At 65.8% G+C, this 18,862-nt stretch carries 15 protein-coding genes; 7 read left to right on the top strand and 8 right to left on the bottom strand.

Annotated features, from left to right (window positions below; all coding sequences use genetic code 11):
* Positions 1–256 precede the first annotated feature (256 nt).
* The 4 genes from C1O66_RS15245 (at position 257) to C1O66_RS15230 (ending at position 5,044) form a co-directional block, all read left to right on the top strand.
* The gene (locus C1O66_RS15245; protein ID WP_102768663.1) at positions 257–1,195 is read left to right on the top strand and encodes an ABC transporter permease; all 939 of its coding nucleotides are present in this window, start codon (positions 257–259) and stop codon (positions 1,193–1,195) included.
* A gap of 8 nt (positions 1,196–1,203) precedes the next feature.
* Entirely contained in the window at positions 1,204–2,256 is a 1,053-nt protein-coding gene (locus tag C1O66_RS15240) for an ABC transporter permease (protein ID WP_102768662.1), read from the top strand.
* Between the two features lie 102 nt (positions 2,257–2,358).
* Positions 2,359–4,080, top strand: a complete 1,722-nt coding sequence (locus C1O66_RS15235; RefSeq protein WP_102768661.1) for an ABC transporter ATP-binding protein — start codon at positions 2,359–2,361, stop codon at positions 4,078–4,080.
* 7 nt (positions 4,081–4,087) lie between these two features.
* On the top strand, positions 4,088–5,044 hold the full coding sequence (locus C1O66_RS15230) for a DUF3667 domain-containing protein (RefSeq protein WP_102768660.1): 957 nt from the start codon (positions 4,088–4,090) through the stop codon (positions 5,042–5,044).
* Between the two features lie 84 nt (positions 5,045–5,128).
* On the opposite strand, the gene C1O66_RS15225 is transcribed toward C1O66_RS15230, so the two are convergent.
* Genes C1O66_RS15225 through C1O66_RS15210 form a run of 4 tightly spaced genes read right to left on the bottom strand, consistent with a single transcriptional unit; the run spans position 5,129 to position 8,335 of the window.
* Positions 5,129–5,821: a molybdopterin-dependent oxidoreductase gene (locus tag C1O66_RS15225; RefSeq protein WP_207795961.1), complete on the bottom strand. Its 693-nt coding sequence runs from the start codon at positions 5,819–5,821 to the stop codon at positions 5,129–5,131.
* Complete coding sequence (locus tag C1O66_RS15220; RefSeq protein WP_102768658.1) at positions 5,818–7,155, bottom strand: ABC1 kinase family protein; 1,338 nt, start codon at positions 7,153–7,155, stop codon at positions 5,818–5,820. Before C1O66_RS15220 ends, C1O66_RS15225 begins: the two co-directional genes overlap by 4 nt.
* Entirely contained in the window at positions 7,155–7,592 is a 438-nt protein-coding gene (locus C1O66_RS15215) for a hypothetical protein (protein ID WP_102768657.1), read from the bottom strand. Before C1O66_RS15215 ends, C1O66_RS15220 begins: the two co-directional genes overlap by 1 nt.
* Positions 7,589–8,335 (bottom strand): TetR/AcrR family transcriptional regulator, encoded by a 747-nt coding sequence (locus tag C1O66_RS15210; RefSeq protein WP_102768656.1) that lies wholly within the window; start codon positions 8,333–8,335, stop codon positions 7,589–7,591. Before C1O66_RS15210 ends, C1O66_RS15215 begins: the two co-directional genes overlap by 4 nt.
* Before the next feature lie 310 nt (positions 8,336–8,645).
* On the opposite strand from C1O66_RS15210, the gene C1O66_RS15205 reads away from it, so the two are divergent.
* Complete coding sequence (locus C1O66_RS15205; protein ID WP_102768655.1) at positions 8,646–9,473, top strand: MipA/OmpV family protein; 828 nt, start codon at positions 8,646–8,648, stop codon at positions 9,471–9,473.
* Between the two features lie 12 nt (positions 9,474–9,485).
* Here C1O66_RS15205 and C1O66_RS15200 read toward each other — a convergent pair whose 3' ends face one another.
* A complete protein-coding gene (locus C1O66_RS15200; protein WP_102768654.1) occupies positions 9,486–11,513 on the bottom strand; it encodes a hypothetical protein in 2,028 nt (675 codons plus the stop codon).
* A 70-nt stretch (positions 11,514–11,583) separates the two neighbouring features.
* Here C1O66_RS15200 and C1O66_RS15195 point away from each other — a divergent pair, with 70 nt between their 5' ends.
* Positions 11,584–12,858 (top strand): MFS transporter, encoded by a 1,275-nt coding sequence (locus C1O66_RS15195; RefSeq protein WP_165794629.1) that lies wholly within the window; start codon positions 11,584–11,586, stop codon positions 12,856–12,858.
* A gap of 2 nt (positions 12,859–12,860) precedes the next feature.
* Here the strand turns inward: C1O66_RS15195 and C1O66_RS15190 are convergent, their stop codons facing one another.
* Positions 12,861–13,046: a hypothetical protein gene (locus C1O66_RS15190; protein ID WP_102768652.1), complete on the bottom strand. Its 186-nt coding sequence runs from the start codon at positions 13,044–13,046 to the stop codon at positions 12,861–12,863.
* A gap of 387 nt (positions 13,047–13,433) precedes the next feature.
* Between C1O66_RS15190 and C1O66_RS15185 the strand changes: the two genes are divergently transcribed.
* On the top strand, positions 13,434–17,027 hold the full coding sequence (locus tag C1O66_RS15185; RefSeq protein ID WP_102768651.1) for a Dyp-type peroxidase: 3,594 nt from the start codon (positions 13,434–13,436) through the stop codon (positions 17,025–17,027).
* Positions 17,028–17,167: 140 nt separating this feature from the next.
* Here the strand turns inward: C1O66_RS15185 and C1O66_RS23735 are convergent, their stop codons facing one another.
* Positions 17,168–18,295: a hypothetical protein gene (locus tag C1O66_RS23735; RefSeq protein WP_133155237.1), complete on the bottom strand. Its 1,128-nt coding sequence runs from the start codon at positions 18,293–18,295 to the stop codon at positions 17,168–17,170.
* Between the two features lie 95 nt (positions 18,296–18,390).
* Positions 18,391–18,861 (bottom strand): hypothetical protein, encoded by a 471-nt coding sequence (locus C1O66_RS23730; protein ID WP_133155236.1) that lies wholly within the window; start codon positions 18,859–18,861, stop codon positions 18,391–18,393.
* Position 18,862: the final 1 nt, after the last annotated feature.

The raw sequence follows: 18,862 nt of genomic DNA, 5'->3' as shown, positions 1-18,862 counted from the left end.
GCGTCACAGCGGGGTCATGCAGATCGTGCATCAGTTGCTGCAATTTTCGCCCAGCTCCCGCGGGCGCTGTGCGCGCGCGCCCTGAGACGGCTGACCAGCAAAAGCCCCAATCCATGGGGCGCTCAGGGCAAATGCCGTGAAAACCGGCCCTGGCTTCGCTTAGACTCGCGCAACTTTTCCCGCAAACCCCGTCCGCCACCCGCGTGCGGGGTTTCTTTTGTCCAACCGACGACGCGTTAACTGGAGCCCGACAGCAATGGCGGCATACCTGCTCAGGCGCTTGTGGCAAATGATTCCGACTCTGCTCGGCGTCGTGCTGCTGGTGTTCTTTCTCTTCAAGTACTTTGGCGGCGATCCCGCTGAAATCATGGGTGGCCTCAACGCCAGCCCCGAGCAGATCGACGCGATCCGCGAACAGCTGGGCCTGAACAAGCCGGTCTGGGAGCAGCTCTGGATCTTCATCAAGCAGATCGTCACCTTCGACTGGGGCAAGAGCTGGGCGACCAATGAATCGGTGGCCAATCTCTTCAGCAGCCGCCTGCCGGCCACGCTGACGGTGATGCTGCCCATCCTGATCCTGGAAGTCTCGCTGGCCATTCCCTTCGCCCTGGCCGTGGCCGCCGTGCGCGGCAGCCTGACCGACCGCACGGTCATGATCCTGAGCACGGTGGCGGTGTCGATCTCGCTGCTGGTTTACGTGATCGTGGGCCAGTATGTGTTCGCCTTCCGCCTGGGCTGGTTCCCGGTGCAGGGCTGGACCGACAGCGTCTGGACCAACCTCACCACCTACGCGCCCCTGCCCATCATGGTGGCCGTGGCGGTGGCGATTGCGCCCTACACCCGCCTCTATCGCACCTTCTTCCTCGACGAGATCGGCCATGACTATGTGCGCACCGCGCGCGCCAAGGGCATGACCGAGCGCACCATCCTGCTCAAGCATGTGCTGCGCAACGCCATGATCCCCATCATGACCAACATCTCGGTGGCCCTGCCGGGCGTGTTCGTCGGCAGCTTCCTGCTCGAGGTGTTCTTCTCCATCCCGGGGCTGGGCCGCGAGATCCTGCTGGCCGTGAACCGCAGCGACTACCCGGTCATCCAGGCCTTTGCCATCTACATCGCCTTCCTGACCATGGTGGTGAACCTGATCACCGACGTGCTGTACAAGCTGGTCGACCCGCGCGTGGTGCTGAAATGAGTGCAGTGATGTCTTCTCCGACCCCCGCCGCATCCGGCAACAACAAGGCGCAGAAATCTGAAGGCGTGTGGGCCGCTTCCTGGCGCCGCCTGAAGGCTGACAAGGTGGGCATGGTCTCCATGGCCATCGTCGCGGTCTTCCTCTTGATGGTGATCGCCTCGGCCAGCGGCTTGCTGGCCAAGAACTGGCAGAAGGAAGTGGGCGTGCCCAATGCGCCGCCGACCTTCATGGGCCCGGCCCCGGCCGAAGCCACTGGCGTGATCGCCCAGCCCAAGGGCCCCAATGTCGACCTCAGCGACATCGACCCCCTGGCGCCCAAGTACAAGGAATGGGAAGAGCGCGCCAGCCAGTTCAAGACCGAAGAGGTGGTCAAGGCCGAGACCCTGCCCCTGGGCGGCGACCGCCTGGGCCGCGATGTGCTGGCCAAGGTGATCAAGGGCGCGGAAGTGTCCATCCTGGTGGGCGTGCTGGCGGCCGTGGTGGCCACCATCATTGGCACCGTGCTGGGCGCGATCTCGGGCTTCTTCGGCGGCAAGATCGGCGACTTCCTCGAGTGGCTCTACAACGTCTTCACCGCCATCCCCAGCATCCTGCTGATCTTTGCCTTCGCCGTGATCTTCGGCAAGGGCGTGATGTCGGTGGTGATGATTCTGGGCCTGGCCGGCTGGCCCGGCATCTACCGCCTGATCCGCGCCGAGTTCATGAAGCACTCGGTGCGCGAGTACGTGCGCTCGGCCGAGGCCATCGGCGCCTCGCGCTACTCGCGCATGTTCAAGCACATCCTGCCCAATGTCTCGCACGTGGCCCTGGTGCAGCTGAGCCTGCATGTGGTGAGCTTCATCAAGAGCGAGGTCATCCTGTCCTATCTGGGCCTGGGTGTGGGCGTGGACCAGGTCTCCTGGGGCACCATGCTGAGCGAATCGCAGAGCGAGCTGATCCTCGGCTACTGGTGGCAGCTGGCGGCGGTGACCGCCCTGATGGCGGTGTTCGTGACGGCCTTCGCGCTGTTCACCGATGCCTTGCGCGATGCGCTGGATCCGAAGTTGCGAGGGCTAGAGTAATTGTGGGTTGGACCTTGCCGTACTCGGCAAGCTCCGACCCCAAGTGACTGTAGCTGTTAGGTATTTGTCGGTCGGTGTGAACGAAGTGAACACCGATCCTCCATGAAAGCATTTATGTTGCTGAGCATTCAAGACCTCAAGGTCGCCTTCCGCATGGGCAAGGTGAACGGCCAGATGCAACGCGCGCTGGCCGTCAAGGGCATCAGCTTCGACATTCCCGAGAACTCGACCGTGGCCCTGGTGGGCGAGTCGGGCTCGGGCAAGTCGGTGACGGCCATGTCCATCCTCAACCTGCTGCCCAGCAATGCCGAGCGTCAGGGCAAGATCCTGTTCCAGGGCCGTGACCTGCTGCAGACCTCGCTGCCCGAGCTGCAAGCCATCCGCGGCCGCGACATCGCCTGCGTGTTCCAGGACCCCATGACCTCGCTGAACCCGGTTTTCACCGTGGCCGACCAGATCATGGAGCCCCTGATCAAGCACATGGGCATGAGCAAGAAGCAGGCCCTGGCACGCGCCGAGGAGCTGCTCAATGAAGTGGGCATCCCCGAGCCCAAGCGCCGCCTGAAGGCCTACCCGCACGAGATGTCCGGCGGCCAGCAGCAGCGCGTGATGATTGCCGTGGCCCTGGCCTGCAGCCCCAAGCTCTTGATCGCCGACGAGCCGACCACGGCCCTGGACGTGACCATCCAGCGCCAGGTCATGGAGCTGATGGCCAAGCTCAAAGAGACGCACAAGATGAGCCTCTTGTTCATCTCGCACGATCTGGGCGTGGTGGGCGAAATCTCCGATCAGGTGGTGGTGATGCGCCATGGCGAGATCCGCGAGAAGGCCTCGGTGGCCGAGATCTTCAACGCCCCGCAAGACAGCTACACCAAGGCCTTGCTGGCCTGCCGCCCCTCGCTGAGCGAGAACCCGGCGCGCCTGATGGTCATCGACGACCACATCGCCGCGCAAAAGGGCGAGGTCCGCGCCCAGGCCGTGGGCAAGGCCAAGGACCCGAACGCCCCGGTCATCCTGGAAGCGCGCGGCCTGCAGAAGAGCTTCTATTTCAAGGCCGGCCTGTTCAGCAAGAAGGAGTTCAAGGCCGTCAAGCAGGTCAGCTTCAAGCTGCGCAAGGGTTACACCCTGGGCGTGGTGGGCGAGTCCGGCTCCGGCAAGACCACCATGGGCCTGACCCTGCTGCGCTTGCACGAGCCCACCGGCGGCGAGGTGCTGTTCGAGGGCAAGGATCTGCTCAAGATGAGCGGCAACGACTGGCAGAAGATGCGCCGCCGCATCCAGGTGGTGTTCCAGAACCCGTATGCCTCGCTGAACCCGCGCTTCACCATCGGCCAGACCCTGGTCGAACCGATGGAGATCCACAAGATCGGCAAGGACCACGAGGATCGCCTGGCCCGCGCCAGCGCCCTGCTCAAGAAGGTGGGCCTGGACGACACCGTGCTGAACAAGTACCCGCACGAGTTCTCGGGCGGCCAGCGTCAGCGCATTGCCATCGCCCGCTGCCTGACCCTCAACCCCGAGGTGCTGGTGCTGGACGAAGCCGTGTCGGCGCTGGACGTGTCGGTGCAGGCCCAGGTGCTCAATCTGCTCAAGGATCTGCAGGACGAGTTCGGTCTCAGCTATGTCTTCATCAGCCATGACCTGGCGGTGGTGAAGTTCATCTCCGACGAGGTGCTGGTGATGCAGAACGGCGATGTGGTCGAGCAGAATGAGACCCAGGCCCTGCTCGATGCGCCGCAGCAGGAGTACACCCGCCGCCTGCTCGGCGCGGTGCCGCGCGGCTACCAGGGCGAGGCCCCGGTCTCGGCCGCTGCCGCCGCCTGAGGAGGCGATGCAGCCCGGCACCGCCCCTTCGGCCGAGGCCGGCCCGGGGGCGGCCGCCAGCGATGCCCGCCCGCTCACCCGCTGCCGCAACTGCGGCGCCGAGGTCAGCGGGCTTTTTTGCGCCCAATGCGGCCAGGAGACCCGGGTCGAGCTGCCCACGCTGCGGGAGTTTGTCGGCGAAGCCACCGGCCGCCTGCTGGCCGTGGATGGCCGGCTCTGGCGCAGCTTGTTCCTGCTGGTGTTTCGCCCGGGCCAGCTGACGGTCGAGTACTTGAACGGCCGGCGCAAACACTATGTGCGCCCGGGCCGATTGTTTTTCGCGCTTTCGGTGCTGATGTTCGCGGCCCTGAAGTTCGGCTCGGAGCCGGTCTTGCTCCAGAGCCCTGCGGCCCGCTCGGCGCCGCAGACCCAGCCCCAGGCCGCCGGCAGCTCCGGGACGCACGATTGGACCCTCAGCCTGGTCGATCACCTCCAGCCCTGGCTGCTGCGTCACGCGGACCATCCGGTCCAGGCGCGGGCGCTGCAGCGGCTGGCGCATTTCCGCACCTTGCCCCAGGCCCAGCGTGCTCGCGTGCTGAGCGAGGGTTTGCTGCGTTATGGCTCCTACGCCCTGGTGGCCATGCTGCCGCTGTATGCCGCCCTCTTGCAGCTGGCGCATCGCCACTATCGGGTGCCCATGCCAGGACGGCCGCAGCGCTATATCGCCCATCTGGTCTATGCCACCCATGTGCACTGCATTGTTTTCTTGCTGGTGCCCCTGGCCTTGCTGATGCCCAGTGGCGGTGGTTCGCTCCTGGTGCTGCTGCCGCTGGCGTGGCACGGTGTGCAGGCCGAGCGCCGGGTTTACGGTGGCGCATTCTGGTCGCGCGCCTTGCGCAGTGCTTTCGTGGGCCTGGGCTACACCACCTGCCTGATCGGCGCGCTCGTCTTGATGTTGTACGGCTCCATGCTCACGGCGGCGTGAGCCTGCGACGCTCGACGCAGCACGGACCAGTCGCTGTCCGTGTTTGATGTCATGAGCGCATCGCCTCGGTCTGTGAAGCTGGGTTCAACCGTGCTTCGCCAGGCGATCCGCCGTGCCGGCCTTGGCAAAGCGCCGCACTGTGAACGTGACCAGGGGCCGGTACAGCCAGCGCAGAAGCCAGCCGGGCAGCCAGCGTCCGCGTTCTTCATGCGCCACCCGTGCGCGTGGATGGTCCATGAAGCGCCAGGCGCTGCTTCGGTAGCGGCTCAGGTCGCGGCAGAACTCCAGGCGCTCCAGATGTTTGACGCTTTTGTAGCCGTAGTGAGCCGGCGCCACCAGGCGCAGCGGTGCCCCATGGTCCAGGCCCAGGGCCTGCCCGTTCAGCTGGTCGGCGAGCAGCACATCTTCGGCCAGCAGATCGGCCAGCGGCAGGCAGGCACGAGCGCCATCGCTGCCCCTCATGAGGACGTAGGCGACCTGATCGTCCGGCTCAGCCTGCGCTTGGATCAGGGCTTGGTACACATCGCGCATGCGCACCCCGCTCCAGCTCAGCCCTGCGCTGGACCAGCCGGTGACGCAGTGGAAGTCGCATTGCAGCGTCACGCGCTGCAGGCCGGCCCAGGCGGCCGCGTCGAGCCACAGTTCTTTCCTGACGAGGCCGCAGACCCGCAGCCGCAGCGGCGGTGCCTGGGCAGGCATGCGCTGCGCGAAACGCAGCAGGCCGAAGCGGGGGAAGTCGAGCCGCCGATGCTGGCCCGGTGGCAAGGTCTGGGTCATCCGTGGATCCATGGGTTGCCGGTGCGCACCCGCGCGCCCAGCTGGCGCAGCAGTTGCAGCAGGCCCAGGTAGGCGCGGTCGAAGAAAGGCAGCTCGGGGGCCATCTGCCGCAGATAGCTCATGGCGATGCGCTGGTGCTCGGCGCTGGGTCGCGGTGGTGGCGGGTGCTGGCCGAAATCGAACTCGGCGTCACGGAAGGGCCTGACCTGCCAGTTCAGGACGGGCGCCAAGGCCGGCAGCAGCCGAGTGCCGAAATCGGCGGCATTCAGGCCCGGTGTGATCAAGCCCAGCGTCTCGTAGGCCCTCTGCAGGGCCGGCTTGTCACACGGTTGGCTCAGCAGGGCACACCAGGCGGCGGCCAGCGACACACTGAACTGCGGTCGCAGCTCCCGGGTGCAACCGAAGTCCAGCAAACCCAGGCGTCCGTCGGGCATGAAGAGATAGTTGCCGGCATGAGCGTCGGCCTGCAGCCTGTGCAGGCGGAAGCTGCTGTGCATGAACAGGTCGAACAAGGTCTGGCCGTGGCGATTGCGCTCCGCCTGGCTGGGCCCGGTGGCCAGCCATTCCTTCAAATGCAAGCCAGGCAGGCGTTCCATGCTCAGCACGCGGGCGCTGCACAAGGCGTTGATGGTTTGCGGCAGCACCAGGTCCGGCAGGTCTTGCAAGCGATCGCGGAACCACTCCAGCTGCTGGGCCTCGCGCCGGTAGTCGAGCTCCTCAATCAGGGTCTGCTCGATGCTGCCCAGCACCGTGTCCAAGACCTCGGGCCGAGGCGCCGTGACTGAGCCCATCCCGCCCACGCTGCGCAGCAGCAGGCGCAGCAGTGCCAGATCGCTGTGGACCGAGGCCGCCATGCCTGGGTATTGCAGTTTGACCGCCAGCGCCCGCCCGTCCTGCAGCGTGGCGCCATGCACCTGGCCCAGGCTGGCCGCAGCAAAAGCCTGCGCCTCGAAGCTGGCGAACAAGGACTCCGGCCCGGCACCGAACTCCTGGCGCAAGAGCTTGATCACCAGCGCCCGGTTCAAGGGCGAGACCTGGTACTGCGCGCGGCTCAACTCCTGGCGCAGCGCCTCGGGCAGCAAGTCCAGTTCCATGCTGAGCAACTGAGCGGCTTTCAGTGCCGTGCCCTTGAGCTGATTCAGCGCCCCGAACAGGATGCGGCCGAGCTCCGCCTCATGCGTCTGCTGTGCCAACTGGGCACGAGGGTCCGCGGCGCTGGTCGCTGGGACTCGAGGCTTCAGTTTGTGGCTCAGGTGGGCCACCCCTGCGCGCGCCACGGCGGTGCCGGCGATGGCGCTTCGGGCCAGCCGGCTGGTGCGAGGGGCTTTGGCCATCACGGCAGCTGATCCCAGACCTGGCGCAAGCCGATCAGGTGCACCACACCATACGCCAGACAGATGAGCGAGCTCCAAACCAGGAAGGGCGTGCTGTGCTCTGGGGCAAAGATGCGCAGGGGAATGATGGCGATCCCGCGCAGGCAGTAGATGGCGGTGATCAAGCTCAGTGCCAGCTTTGGCCACGGCAGCTGGAGGCTCAGCAGCCCACTGGCCGCCAGGGCGTAGAGCGCCCACAAACCCAGCACCATGGCAATGCCGCAGGTCAGGAGTGCCGGCCACCAACTCCCCGCTGCGCTCATGCGAGCCAGGTCTTCGCCGGCGCCGAAAAAGCGATACCAGGACGGGCCGCCCAACACGATCAGCACATGCAAAGCTGCGGCGATCGCGCTCAACAGGCCACCCAGCAGCAGCCAGCCGTTGCTGAGCCCGCTCATCGCGCTGCCACCCCGGCACTCAGGCCGCGCTTGGTCAGGGCCAGCAGTTCCAGCAATCCCCCCCCCGGCCCGTGTTGCAACAGCCTGGCCAACTGGCTGCGCAGCACAAAGCCGCCCAGATCGAGCAGCTTGTTGATCAGGCCGCTTTGCAAAGCCAGGACCAGCACGCCCAGGCTCAGGTCGACCAGCTGGTGGGTGTTGCCGAACTCCTCGGAGTCGTCGCGCAGCCAGTAGGCCACCAGGCCGTAGACGGCATCGGCCATCAAGCCAGCCAGGCTGTTCTTGAAGCCGCAGGGCGCGATCTCAGCGGAGACCTCCGCCTGCTCCAGCATCTCCACAAAGGCCTGGCGAAGCTTGGCCTTGCCGGGCAAGTCCTGGCTGAGCAGCAACAGCGGCGCGCCCTGGATCAGGCGGTGAGCGATGGCGACGAACTCGCGGTCGGCCAGCAACAGCTCCAACAGGCTGTCCAGCAGCAGCTGCAGGCGCTCCTGCAGGCTGAAGTCCTGCTGTCCCCGGGTCTTCTGCATCAGGGCAATCGCGTCGCCTGCCTGCTGTTCGAAGTACGCCAGCACCAGCTTTTCTTTGCTGGGGAAGTACTTGTAGATGGTGGCGTCACCGAGCTCGGCGGCACGGGCGATCTCTTTCATGGTCGTGCCATCAAAGCCCTGGCGACTCATCAGGTCCACGGCCACGCGCAGCAGCAGGCGCCGGGTTTTGTCTTGCTGGGTTTTGCTGGTTCGCATGTTTAATAAATACTGACTATCTTTTGATATGGAATTTACAGGAGTTTATTGTGTAGTACAAAACTTTAATCGGCTGAGAACGGGGGCTTGCGTCCGCGACCAGGCATGCCTGACGCGGACCTGTGCCGGTGGTCATGGGTGATTTGGCTGCTCAGCCCGAGGTCTGCGCCGTCGCGGTGCGTGGGCCTGCGCTTCGCCGAGTTCGGTGGCGGTGACGGCGACAAGTACGCACAGTGCGCCCTGCCGGTCGGCCAGCCCCAATGGGGCAGCGGTCCGGCACCGATCAACCCGAGCGAAGCTTCCGCCCACCATGAACCCAGTCAAGAACCATCATCTCAACCTCAAGGCCACGCTGGCCCTCGCCGTGCTGGCCTTGTCCGGCCTCGGCGCGCAGGCCGCCGAGTCGTCGTCGCCCAGCGAGGGCTTGCATGGCCTGATCGGCATCGGCGCCGTCTACAGCCCCACGTACGTCGGCGCCAAGGAAAGCCGCAGCCATGCCGTGCTGCTGCCCGATCTGCGCTATCGCAAGGGCGCCTTCGAAGCCTCCACCCTCGGTGGCCTGCGCTACTGGGCGGTGGAGAAGCCTGACTTTCAATTTGCGCTGACCCTGGGTGTCGACGCCGGCCGTGAGGACCACAAGGTCAAGGGCTTTCTGGGCCAGAGCGGCAGTGACCGCCTGCGCGGCATGGGCAAGATCAAGGCCAGTGGCGAGCTGGGCGTGGCTGGCAGCTGGAGCGGCCTGGGCCTGCCTTTGAACTTCGAGCTCAAGACGGCGCTGGGCAAGCAAGGCCATGGCGGCACCCTGGCCAGCATTGGCAGCAGCCTGCCCTTGCTGGCCAGCGGCCCGCTGGAGCTGGGCGCCGAGGTGTCGCTCGGTTTTGCCGACAAGCGCTATCTGCAGTCCTACTACGGCGTGAGCGCCGCCCAGGCGGCAGCCACCTCGTTCAAGGAGTTCCACCCCAAGGCCGGCCTCTACGGCGCCGACCTCGGCCTTTCGGCCCGCTACAAGCTCAGCGATTCCATGAGCCTGATGGCCAATGCCAGCTACCACCGCGTGCTCGCCGATGCGGCCAAGAGCCCGTTGGTCGAGCGCAAAGGCGCACCGACCGTGCTGGTCGGCCTGGGCTACACCTTCTGATGAGATGGGGCGTCAGCGATGGCCGCGCAGCAGGGCGCGTGTGGTCTGCTCCTGCTCGTTGTAACGCTGCTGGGCGCTCAGCGGCTTGATCTTGCCGGCCTGCAGGGCGGCCTGGTCGAGGTTGGCACCCCAGCTGCTGCCGGTGCGCAGGGCCAGCGGTGCGCCCAGGCCATCGGCGAAATCGGCCGGCAGCCAGGGCATGATCTCGGCCAGCACCAGCTTGAGCCGTGGTCGGATGGCCGCCTCACCGATGCGGCCACGCTGGCCCCAGGCGACGGTCAAATCAGCACTGTTTGCGCCGGATTGCAGTTTGTCCGTGATGGCGAAATCGCGCCAAACGTTGAAGCGCCGCTGCATCAGCGCTTCCTCGATCAGCATGGCCGTGTCCTCGCGTGAGAAGCTGGCGCCGCTGGCCACGGAGTAGCTGTAGTCGTCATTGACCCGGTCCTGGCTGAAGAAGCGCACCACGTCGAGCGGCTGGTAGGCGATCTGGGTGGCGGTGGGCGCATCGCCGTAGGACAGCACGCGCGCCAGGCCGCGCATCTCCAGCGAGAAGAAGGGGTAGCGCTGGTTCAACTGCTCCGAGGCAGTCAGCGCCGGGATGGCTTCGTAGACCCGGCTGCTGCTGCCCAGCAGGCTGGCATGCACGCGCGGCGGCAGGAAATCGCCGGCATGGCTGAGCTCGTGGTACAGCAGCGAGCCGAGCGCGTTCTGCACATCCTCCAGGCTGCGTGAGGCGCGCTTGGCCACGGCCAAGCTGGTGATGGCGTGGCGGTTGTCCTTCACATAACGCCAGGGGCTGGCGTAGTTGAGCAAGACACCGTTGTCGCTGCGCGGGTCCGGTGTCTCGCTGACCGTGTCGCGCTGCTCGGGTGTCAGCCAGAGGTTGGCGGCGTCCAGGTAGATGGCGCCGGTGGCACTCCAGTAGAACGCCGGGCGGACCCGGCCGCCGATCACCACGGCCGTCACCGAGGCCAGCATGCGGCGGAAATCGCCATGCACATCCTGCTCGCGCAGAAAGCGCTCGAAGTTGGCACCCATCCAGTCGTTGGAGACCAGCACGCGGTCCATGATCTCGTCCACGGTCGGCGTGCCGTTGCTGCTGGCACTGCCCAGCAGGGGCAGCTTGCTCAGGGTGCAGAGGTTGTTGGGGTTGCTGGAGCTGAGGCCCGGGTGGTAGATGCACTCGCTCAAGGCAGCGGCCCGGGGGCTGCTGGCTTTGTAGGGGTAGACGCGGCTGGGGGTCTCGTCGCTGCCGAACAGGGGGTTGGCCGGCAGCGGTGGCAGGGCCTGCACCAGCAGGCTGAACTCGCCGCTGGCGCTGCGGCCGTCGCCGAGATCGGCACTGGCGCGCAGGCGCAGCAGCGTGTCGCTGCCGGCGGCTGGCGCCGAGGCCACCAAGCGCGCGCCGCTGGCGCCGCTGAGGTTCAGTGTCGGCCCTTCCAGCTGTTCCCAGCGCCAGCTGGCGGCGGCCAGCTCTGTTTCACTCAAGCCGGGCAGCCAGGCGCGCAGCGAGAACTTGCCGCCGGCGTAAACGCTGGGCTCGCCGCGCAGCACCGCGCGCAAGGCCGCCGGGTTGGCGTCGGCCGCCACGGTCAGCGGCAGGCTGGCGCTGTGGCTGCGGCCCAGCTCATCCTGGTAGCTGAGATCGAAACGGTGGCTGCCGGCGGCGCCGGGTTCGAGCGTTAGCGCCTGCGAGCGCGCGGACAGGGTGGCCAGGGCCGCGCCCTCCTTTTGTTCCCAGCGCAGCTGGCTCAGGCGGTGGCCGGGGCAGGCCAGGAGGCTCAGCTCCTGGTTGCGCCCGGCCTGCAGCGTGGCCGGCTGGGCCAGGCGGGCGACCGAGTTGCTCTGGCACTGGCTGCTCAGCGGCGGCACCTCGGCCACCGGCGGCACCGGCTGCACTGGGGTAGGCGGGCTGTCACCGCCGCCGCCACCGCCGCCGCAGCCCGCCAGCAGGGCGGCCAGCGCCAGGGCCATGCCGCCCGTGGCGGCGAAGAAAGCGCGGCGGTGCGAATCCGTGTGAATCGGGCGTTGGGGCATGGCGTGGCGTGGTCCAAGTTGGCGGCCTCGGGGTCACGGCCGCGCCGGCCCCGCGTGTCAAACTGGCGCGATGTTACAAGCGACCGCCCGACGCCTGGCTGCCTTCAGCGGGCCCTTCCGCCTCTTGCTGATCAGCGACTCCCTGATGTTGTTGTCGCTGATGGTCGGGCGCGTGGCCACACCCTGGTGGGTGGCGCATGAGGGCGGTGCCGCGCACCTGGCCCTGTTTGCCGGCGGCCTGGCGTTGGGCTCTTGCCTGGCCCTGCCTTTGCTGTCACCGCTGGGCGACCGGCTGGACAAAAAGCTCCTGATCTCGGCAGGCCTTGCCTTGATGGCGCTCGAAGCCCTGCTGCTGGCCTCGCTGGCCCAAGCCGGGTTCTATCGGCTGCACTGGGTCATGGCGCTGGAATTGCTGTCGGTGGTGGCGATGGCGGCCATCATGCCGGCCTCCTTCAGCATCGTTGCGGAGCTGCTGCCGCCCAGCCAGCTGACCGAAGGCCTGGGCCTGCAGAAGAGCGCGCAGGCGATCGGCCGCTTGCTGGGCCCGGCCCTTGGTGGCGCGGTGTTGGCCCTGGCCGGCACGGCGGCAGCACTGTGGTTGCACGCCGTGCTGCTGGCGCTGGCTGCGGCCCTGGCCTGGCGCGTGCAGACACCGGCCCTGCGCCCTCAAGCGCACGCCCGCCACTGGCTGCGCGAGCTGCGCGCCGGCCTGGCGGCCAAATGGAAGATGCCGCTGGAGCGCGGCTGGACCACCGTGTCGTTTCTGGTGATGGTGTTCTTCGGCCCGGCCATCGGCATGCTGGTGCCTTTGAAGGTGCAGTCCCTGGGCTTGTCCGGGGCCTGGCTGGGCGCCTGCGAGGCGGGCCTGTCGGCCGGCATGTTGTTGGGCTCGCTTGGTGGGGCGGTTTGGCTGGCTGAGCGCATGGGTCGTTTCAGGGCCAGCCTAACGGCCATCTTGGTCGAGGGCTTGTGCATGGCCGTCATTGGAGTGAGCCACCAGGGGCTGGTGATCGTGCTCTGCTTTGCCGTGCTTGGGGCCTGCATTTCTACCGTGCAGTTGGTGGGTCACACCCACCGCATGTTGGCCATTCCACAGGCGTATCGATCACGGCTGATGGCGGTGAATCTCATGGTCATGCACATCGCTGGGGTGCTGGGGCCAGGTCTTGCCGGCCTGGGCTTGCTGCGCCTGGGCGTGGACTGGATCTACCTGCTGTTCGGCCTGGGCCTGTTCCTGGTCGGTCTGGCCTATCGCTGGGTGCCGGGCTACCGCGATTTCCTCAACCTGCCGCATGAGCAGGCCGAGGGCTGGTACGCGCGTCAGCACCCGCAGCTGTTTCGCTGAGATCAGCTCTTGGTCACGGGCAGCAGGCTCTGGCTGAGCTCGACGCTGCCGCTGACACGCAGCGACGGCTGACCTTGCTCTTGCTGCGCGGCCGGTTCGGCCTGGCTCAGGGCCAGCACCGCGGAGGCGGCGACGGCGCCCAGGGCGGTCAACAAGGTGGTCAGAAGGCTGGTGTTGCGGGTGTCCATGATGCAGATCTCCTTGGTGAGGGTGGGTCCTCTCAAGCACGTGAAGGGCCGCTCCCGAACTTGCTTGACCGCCCCCTCGGGGGGGGCTGACACGCAGTGGCAGCTTGGGGGCGCTGTGTATCGATGGTTGAAGTGTCGGCAATCTCGCCGGGCCTTTCCAGGCTCGGGCGACGAGCTGCAGGCCGGAGCGCGCGAATCGCCATCCAGGGCGACGAAAAGCGGGCTTGAACCCACCTCAGCCGGCCGCGAATCCCTAGAAATCCCGAGGACAGAACGGCGGCCAGCCACTATGGTCGGCGGCGCACCTCGGCCGTGGCTGTCATCACGCCGTCGTGTGCTGCGGGGACGCTGTGCCTCGCGACATATTCACCGAGGGAGCTTTCCAATATGCCAGCCAGCCGCCAAGACACCCAGTTGCAGGGCATCACCGATCTGTGCCTGCTCACGCCCATCAAGCCCGGTTTCGTCAACGCCTTCGAGACCATCACCCACCTAGAGCGCCTGCGCCGTGTGCTCAAGACGCTGAACGCCTTGCGCCAGTCGGCGCGCGAATCGAGCGAGACGCCCGAGCTGTTCACCGACGTGGTCAGCCGCTTCCGCATCGTCCATTCCTTCCGCTGGGCCATCGTCGAGCCGCGCCCGGGCATCGATGCCGAGGGCACGCCGCACAAATTCCTGCTCAATGTCTGTTTCGACGGCGGCTGGGAGCCGTATATGCGCGTCATCTGGGATGACTTGGGCAGCATGCTGGACCTGATGCTCTGCCACTGCGAGGGCTACCGCCTCTCGCGCGAGACTTCGTTCGAGCGCTATATCGAGTGGGTGCGCGCCAACGAGTTCTCGGCCGATTTCCTCTACCTGGAATCGGGCCGCAGCTGCGGCGACCACGACTACCTGGCCGAGCTGGAGCGCCAAAGCCGCCTGCATCCCGAGGGTGGCGATCTGGCCGTGACCCGGCTGCGCCGGCCGCTGCCAGGCGAGAGCAAGCCCCTGCCCAGCGAGCCGCGTGCGGCCTTCGACATGGCGGTGCGCGGCCTGCCGGCGCTGGCGGCGCTGTATTCGCTGGAGCGCTACTTCCTGCCCAGCGCGCCGGATGGCTATTGCCTGCTGCGTGCCACCCGCGATGTGCTGTTCGAACTGCGCGGCCTGGACACCCTCAAGCGCTTCCCCCTGCTGCCGCCCACGCCCGAGCAGGCGCAGGCCAACCCTCTGCTGGCCGCCGGCTATGCCCTGCGTGCCACGCATTACAAGATGCTGGCCTGGTTCGAGACCGTGCCGCCCCAGCCCGAGGTCAAGCCGCGCGCCCTGGCCTACCGTGATGCCGACATCCAGGGCGGCATGCTCAGCGCCTACCCCGATCTGGTCGGCGGCGCCCTGGTGCTGCTGCGCGTGGCCAATCGCAGCCAGGCCGTGGCCTGGCTCAGCCAGCAGTTCAAGCCCAGCAGCGAGGCCCAGACCCTGCTCGGTGACGCCCCGACCGATGGCTTCTACCGCAATGTCGCCCTGAGCCTGGCCGGCCTGCGTGCCCTGGGCGTGCCGGCCTCGCGCTTGGCGCGCTTTCCGCAGGCCTTCCAAGAGGGCATGGAGGCGCGTGCCGGCGTGCTCGGCGATCTGCGCCACAACCACCCGCGTTACTGGAAGTTGCCCGAGCGCAACTGGCCGCGCGGCGCGGCCGAGCGCAGCAGCCCGGCGGCGCGTGTGGACCTCAATGCCGTGCACCTGGTGGTGCAGCTGCGCTTCGGTGCCGGTGTGAACGCAGCCACGGTGGATGCCGAAATCGCCAGCCTGGAGCGCGACAGCGGCCTGCAGGTGCTGGCCGTGCAGGACATGCGCCGCAATATCGACCCGAGCAGCGGCGCCACGCGCGAGAACTTCGGCTTCATCGACGGCATCAGCCAACCCCAGGTGGACCCGCAGCGCGCCGGCGGCCCGCTGGCCAACCCGCCCACGGCCCCGGGCAAGCCCTGGTCCGACGCGGTGCCGCGCGGCGAGGTGGTGCTGGGCTTCCCAACCTCGCGCGACCGCCATGCCGTGCCCGAGAAGGCCGATGCCCTGCTCGACCTGGGCAGCTTCCTGGTCGTTCGCAAGCTGCGCCAGCATGTCGGCCGCCTGCAGCGCCGCGTGCAGGAGCAGGCCCAGATCCACGCCCTGGACCCGCAGCGCGTGTTGGCCAAGATGATGGGCCGCAGCCTGGATGGCGAGCCCCTGGCCGCGCCCGGCAGCGGCCCCAGCAATGCCTTCACCTACCAGCAGGATTCAGCGGGCAGTGCCTGCCCCTTCCACGCCCACATCCGCCGCGTCAACCCGCGTGAGGGGGCGGTGCCGCGCGTGCTGCGCCGGGGCATGTCCTACGGCCCGGCCTATACCGGCAGCCTGGCGCAGCCGGCCCGCGAGGACGATGAGAAGGACCAGGACCGCGGTCTGATCTTCATGGCCTACAACGCCCATCTGGCCGAGCAGTTCGAAACCCTGCAGCGCTGGATCGCCGGCGGCAATGCCAGCGGCGGCCTGGCCGAGCAGGCCGACCCCTTCCTGGCCGTGGCCACCCAGGGCAAGCCGCGCGTCTACCGCTTTGAGGAGCAGATCGAAGCCGGCCCGCGCAGCGTCCACCTGGACCTGGGCGACCAGCCTTTTGTCGAGCTGCAATGGGGCGCCTATTTCTTCGTGCCCTCCCTGCCCGCCTTGCGTCATCTGCCGGCCCTGGTCGAGCAGCCCTTGCCGGCCGCCGCGCCGGCGCCGCAGCGTGCGCCAGCCCTGGACAACGCTGCCGCCTGGCAGCAATGGTTGGAAGATTCCAGCAGCCGCGATGCTGCCTGGGCCTATGTGCGCGCCCAACCCGGTGGCGTGCTGCGCACGGCCTACGGCGTGCTGGTCGGGGAGGCCGCGGCCGTGCTCGAAGTCTTCCGCGACACGCAGCAACGCTACTCGGTGCGAGGCTACGGCGAGCGCATGCAGCGCTCCATCGGTCTGGGCTACCTCGGCATGGACGAGGACAGCGGCCACCGCGAGCAGGCGCCGGCCATCAACACGGCCATCGAAAGCATCAGCGAGCCCGAGGCCTTTGCCGCCAGCTACCGCGTGGCGCGCGCCTACCTGGCGGCGCTGAAAGAAGGCAACCAGAAGCTGGGCCAGCGCGAAGCCTTGCTGGACATCGAGAAGCTCTCCGAAGTGGTGCTGGACAAGCTCTGCACCGTCTGGTTCGGCCTGCCCAACGATCAGCAGATGCTGGGCACCGGCTATGTGCCCGGTGCGGCCAACAGCGCGCCGCGCTGCCCGCGCGACTTCTTCGCCGTGTCGCGCTACGTCTTCGGCCCGCAGCCCGGCCCGGTGGTTGAGCAGGTGGCCAGCGCCAAGGGCCAGGGTCTGCAGCGCGCCGTGCGCGAATGGCTGGAGACCAACCCCACTCTGCCGGCCATCAGCCAGGCCATCAAGGACTCGCTGAGCGAAGCCGCCAAGCTGGACCCCGACATCATCCCGCGCACCCTGGCCGGCATCATGCTCGGCTTCCCGCCCACCGTGCATGGCAACCAGGTCTCCAGCCTGGCCGCCTGGGTGGTCACCAAAAAACTCTGGGATCTGCAGCAGGATTGGCTGGGCGGCGCGCCAGCGGCCGCCGATCAGGCCTACGCCCGCGCCGTGGCCAATCTGCGGCCCACCCTGCTCGCCACCATGATGCGCCAGCCGGTGCCGGCCGCCGTCTGGCGCCGCGCCCGCGTGACGCACCGTCTGCGCGGTGTTGAGGTGCAGGAGGGCGACAAGATCATCGTCGGCATCGTCTCCTGCGCCGCCCAGAACCCCGGCGATCACACCATCATGTTCGGCGGCGACCGCTATGACGCCATCGACCCCGCGCCCCTGCACGCCTGCCCCGGCTACGCCATGGCCGTGGGCGTGATGCTGGGCGTGGCCGCCGGCCTGCTGGAAGCCGGCGTGCTGCGGGCGACGCCGTCACCGACGGTGTTGGCGGTGCAGTTGCGGTGAGGTGGGAGAAATGAGCTTGGCAGCTGCGGGGGCGTCAAGTCTGATGACCGGCGGCGCCGGCATGACTTGCGGATAAGTCATGCCAACACCTTCGCACTGCCGCGTAAATCCTCAGCTCTGGACGAGCACGGGCTGATTGGTCAATTGCTACTTTGTATTTTGGGTATGGTCGGCCCTACGTTCAGATAGGAGCTTGAACCGCACTTGCCATAGCACCCGGGCGCTGGAGAAACAGAGCCTCCTTGCCAACTGGAACTTGTGCCAACGGAACTGGCCCCCCCCACGTCTCCTGGTCCGCCTGAAATGGGTGGGGCTTTGTCGCATGAGTTGGATACGGCCTTGCGATTTGGGTCGGCTTCGTAAACGGTCGTGGCGTAATCGTGCCCGCCTTTTATTCGATCAGCATCTCCGGGGTTGTCGCCCAAGCCAGTTCTTGCTGCGTACAGAATTCCGCCGGTCATCGCTATGGCGTCGTTATGAGCTGGGTGATTTGGATTGGTGTAATTTTGGTATTGCTGAACTACGGCTCCAGCTTTTACCGCTTGTGATTGTGTGTAGCCGATTTGAGCCGCAGCTGCCCCGAAGAACCAGTTCCCGAACTGTTCTCCGGACAACATGCTCGGATTGTTATTCTTTTTTAGGTCGTATTTTTGACCCGGAGCGAAGAGTTTCGTCATAATCATGGCTCTAGTCGACTCCCGGAGTGAAGGTGGAAGGCGATCAATTGCCAGCCTACCAGTTTTGAATTTATCCAAGTGTGCATTTATGTCAAAATTTGGATTCTTGTCGCTCGGTGGGGCAGTGGAAGCAGAGCAATTGACCAAGGGCGACCTGTCAAGCTTGGGCAATGGCGATAACCTATCGCACTGTTTGCGTGGGTTGGTACATTCCTTTGGGGGCGGTACATTGCTGCCAACGACGTCCTCGATTCCAAAGTGGATGACTTGAAGGCCTTCATGTATGCCGGCAATGACGGAAACATTCTTCGATAAGCGATCATTGTTCGAGGGCCTGACTGAAAAGAAGACTCTCCCACTGTTAACTACTTCACTGACGACTATCGCGCTCGCATCGGACCAATTCTCCTTGACTGGAACGAGCTGCCCGTCAGCACTCATTGTCAGTTCGCGAAGATTGAACGCCGATAAATTGTAGGACTGTGCCACCACATGGCGGGCGGAAGCATTCGAAGGGATGTCGACGTAAAAGCAATTTAGAAATCCATTCTGCGGTTTTATTTGAACTTCCTTGATGGAGCCATTTTGCACATCAATACAGTCGGCGGAATTTGCTGATGCACTATTTATGGTGAGTTAGATAAATGACATCCCAACAATGAAACGTTGTAGGTGGCTTTTTAGTTTCATTTCAAGATCTCCTCAATGGTCACAGCAACAGCCGTTTTTCCTTCCAAAGTTTCTGCACTTATGTTAGCTTTGTAGTATGATCCATTTGCTTTAATCGGCTGGATAGCAAAGAATGTACTTTTCGCTCCTCTGATGGTATTGGAGGCGGTATTCCCGTCGCTGTCGGTCAGCATTTCATGTTCTATCTCGAGAACCCCGGGTTTGGTTTTTCTTAGAATTTGAAGTCTTAAGCCTGGCGGTGGCGACTGAGTTAGAAAATTCAGGATGACGTAATTGATGGTCTTCGGTGGTGTCTTGAAAATTACTTCAAAACAGTTTGTGGCTGTAGTTTCAGCTTTGATGATGACATGGTGGATGGCGCCCGATTTGATGGGCTGACAAGTGGCCGCTGGGGTGGACCAAGCTTGCGTGATTGCGAAGAGCAATGATGCAGTGGTGATGGATTTGAAGATGCTTTGGATTCGCATG

The sequence above is a fragment of the Paucibacter aquatile genome, assembly GCF_002885975.1.
In the GTDB taxonomy this organism is placed as follows: Bacteria; Pseudomonadota; Gammaproteobacteria; order Burkholderiales; family Burkholderiaceae_C; genus Paucibacter_A; species Paucibacter_A aquatilis.
Note: the sequence above shows the minus strand (reverse complement) of the source record. Positions and strands in the feature narration are given on the sequence as shown.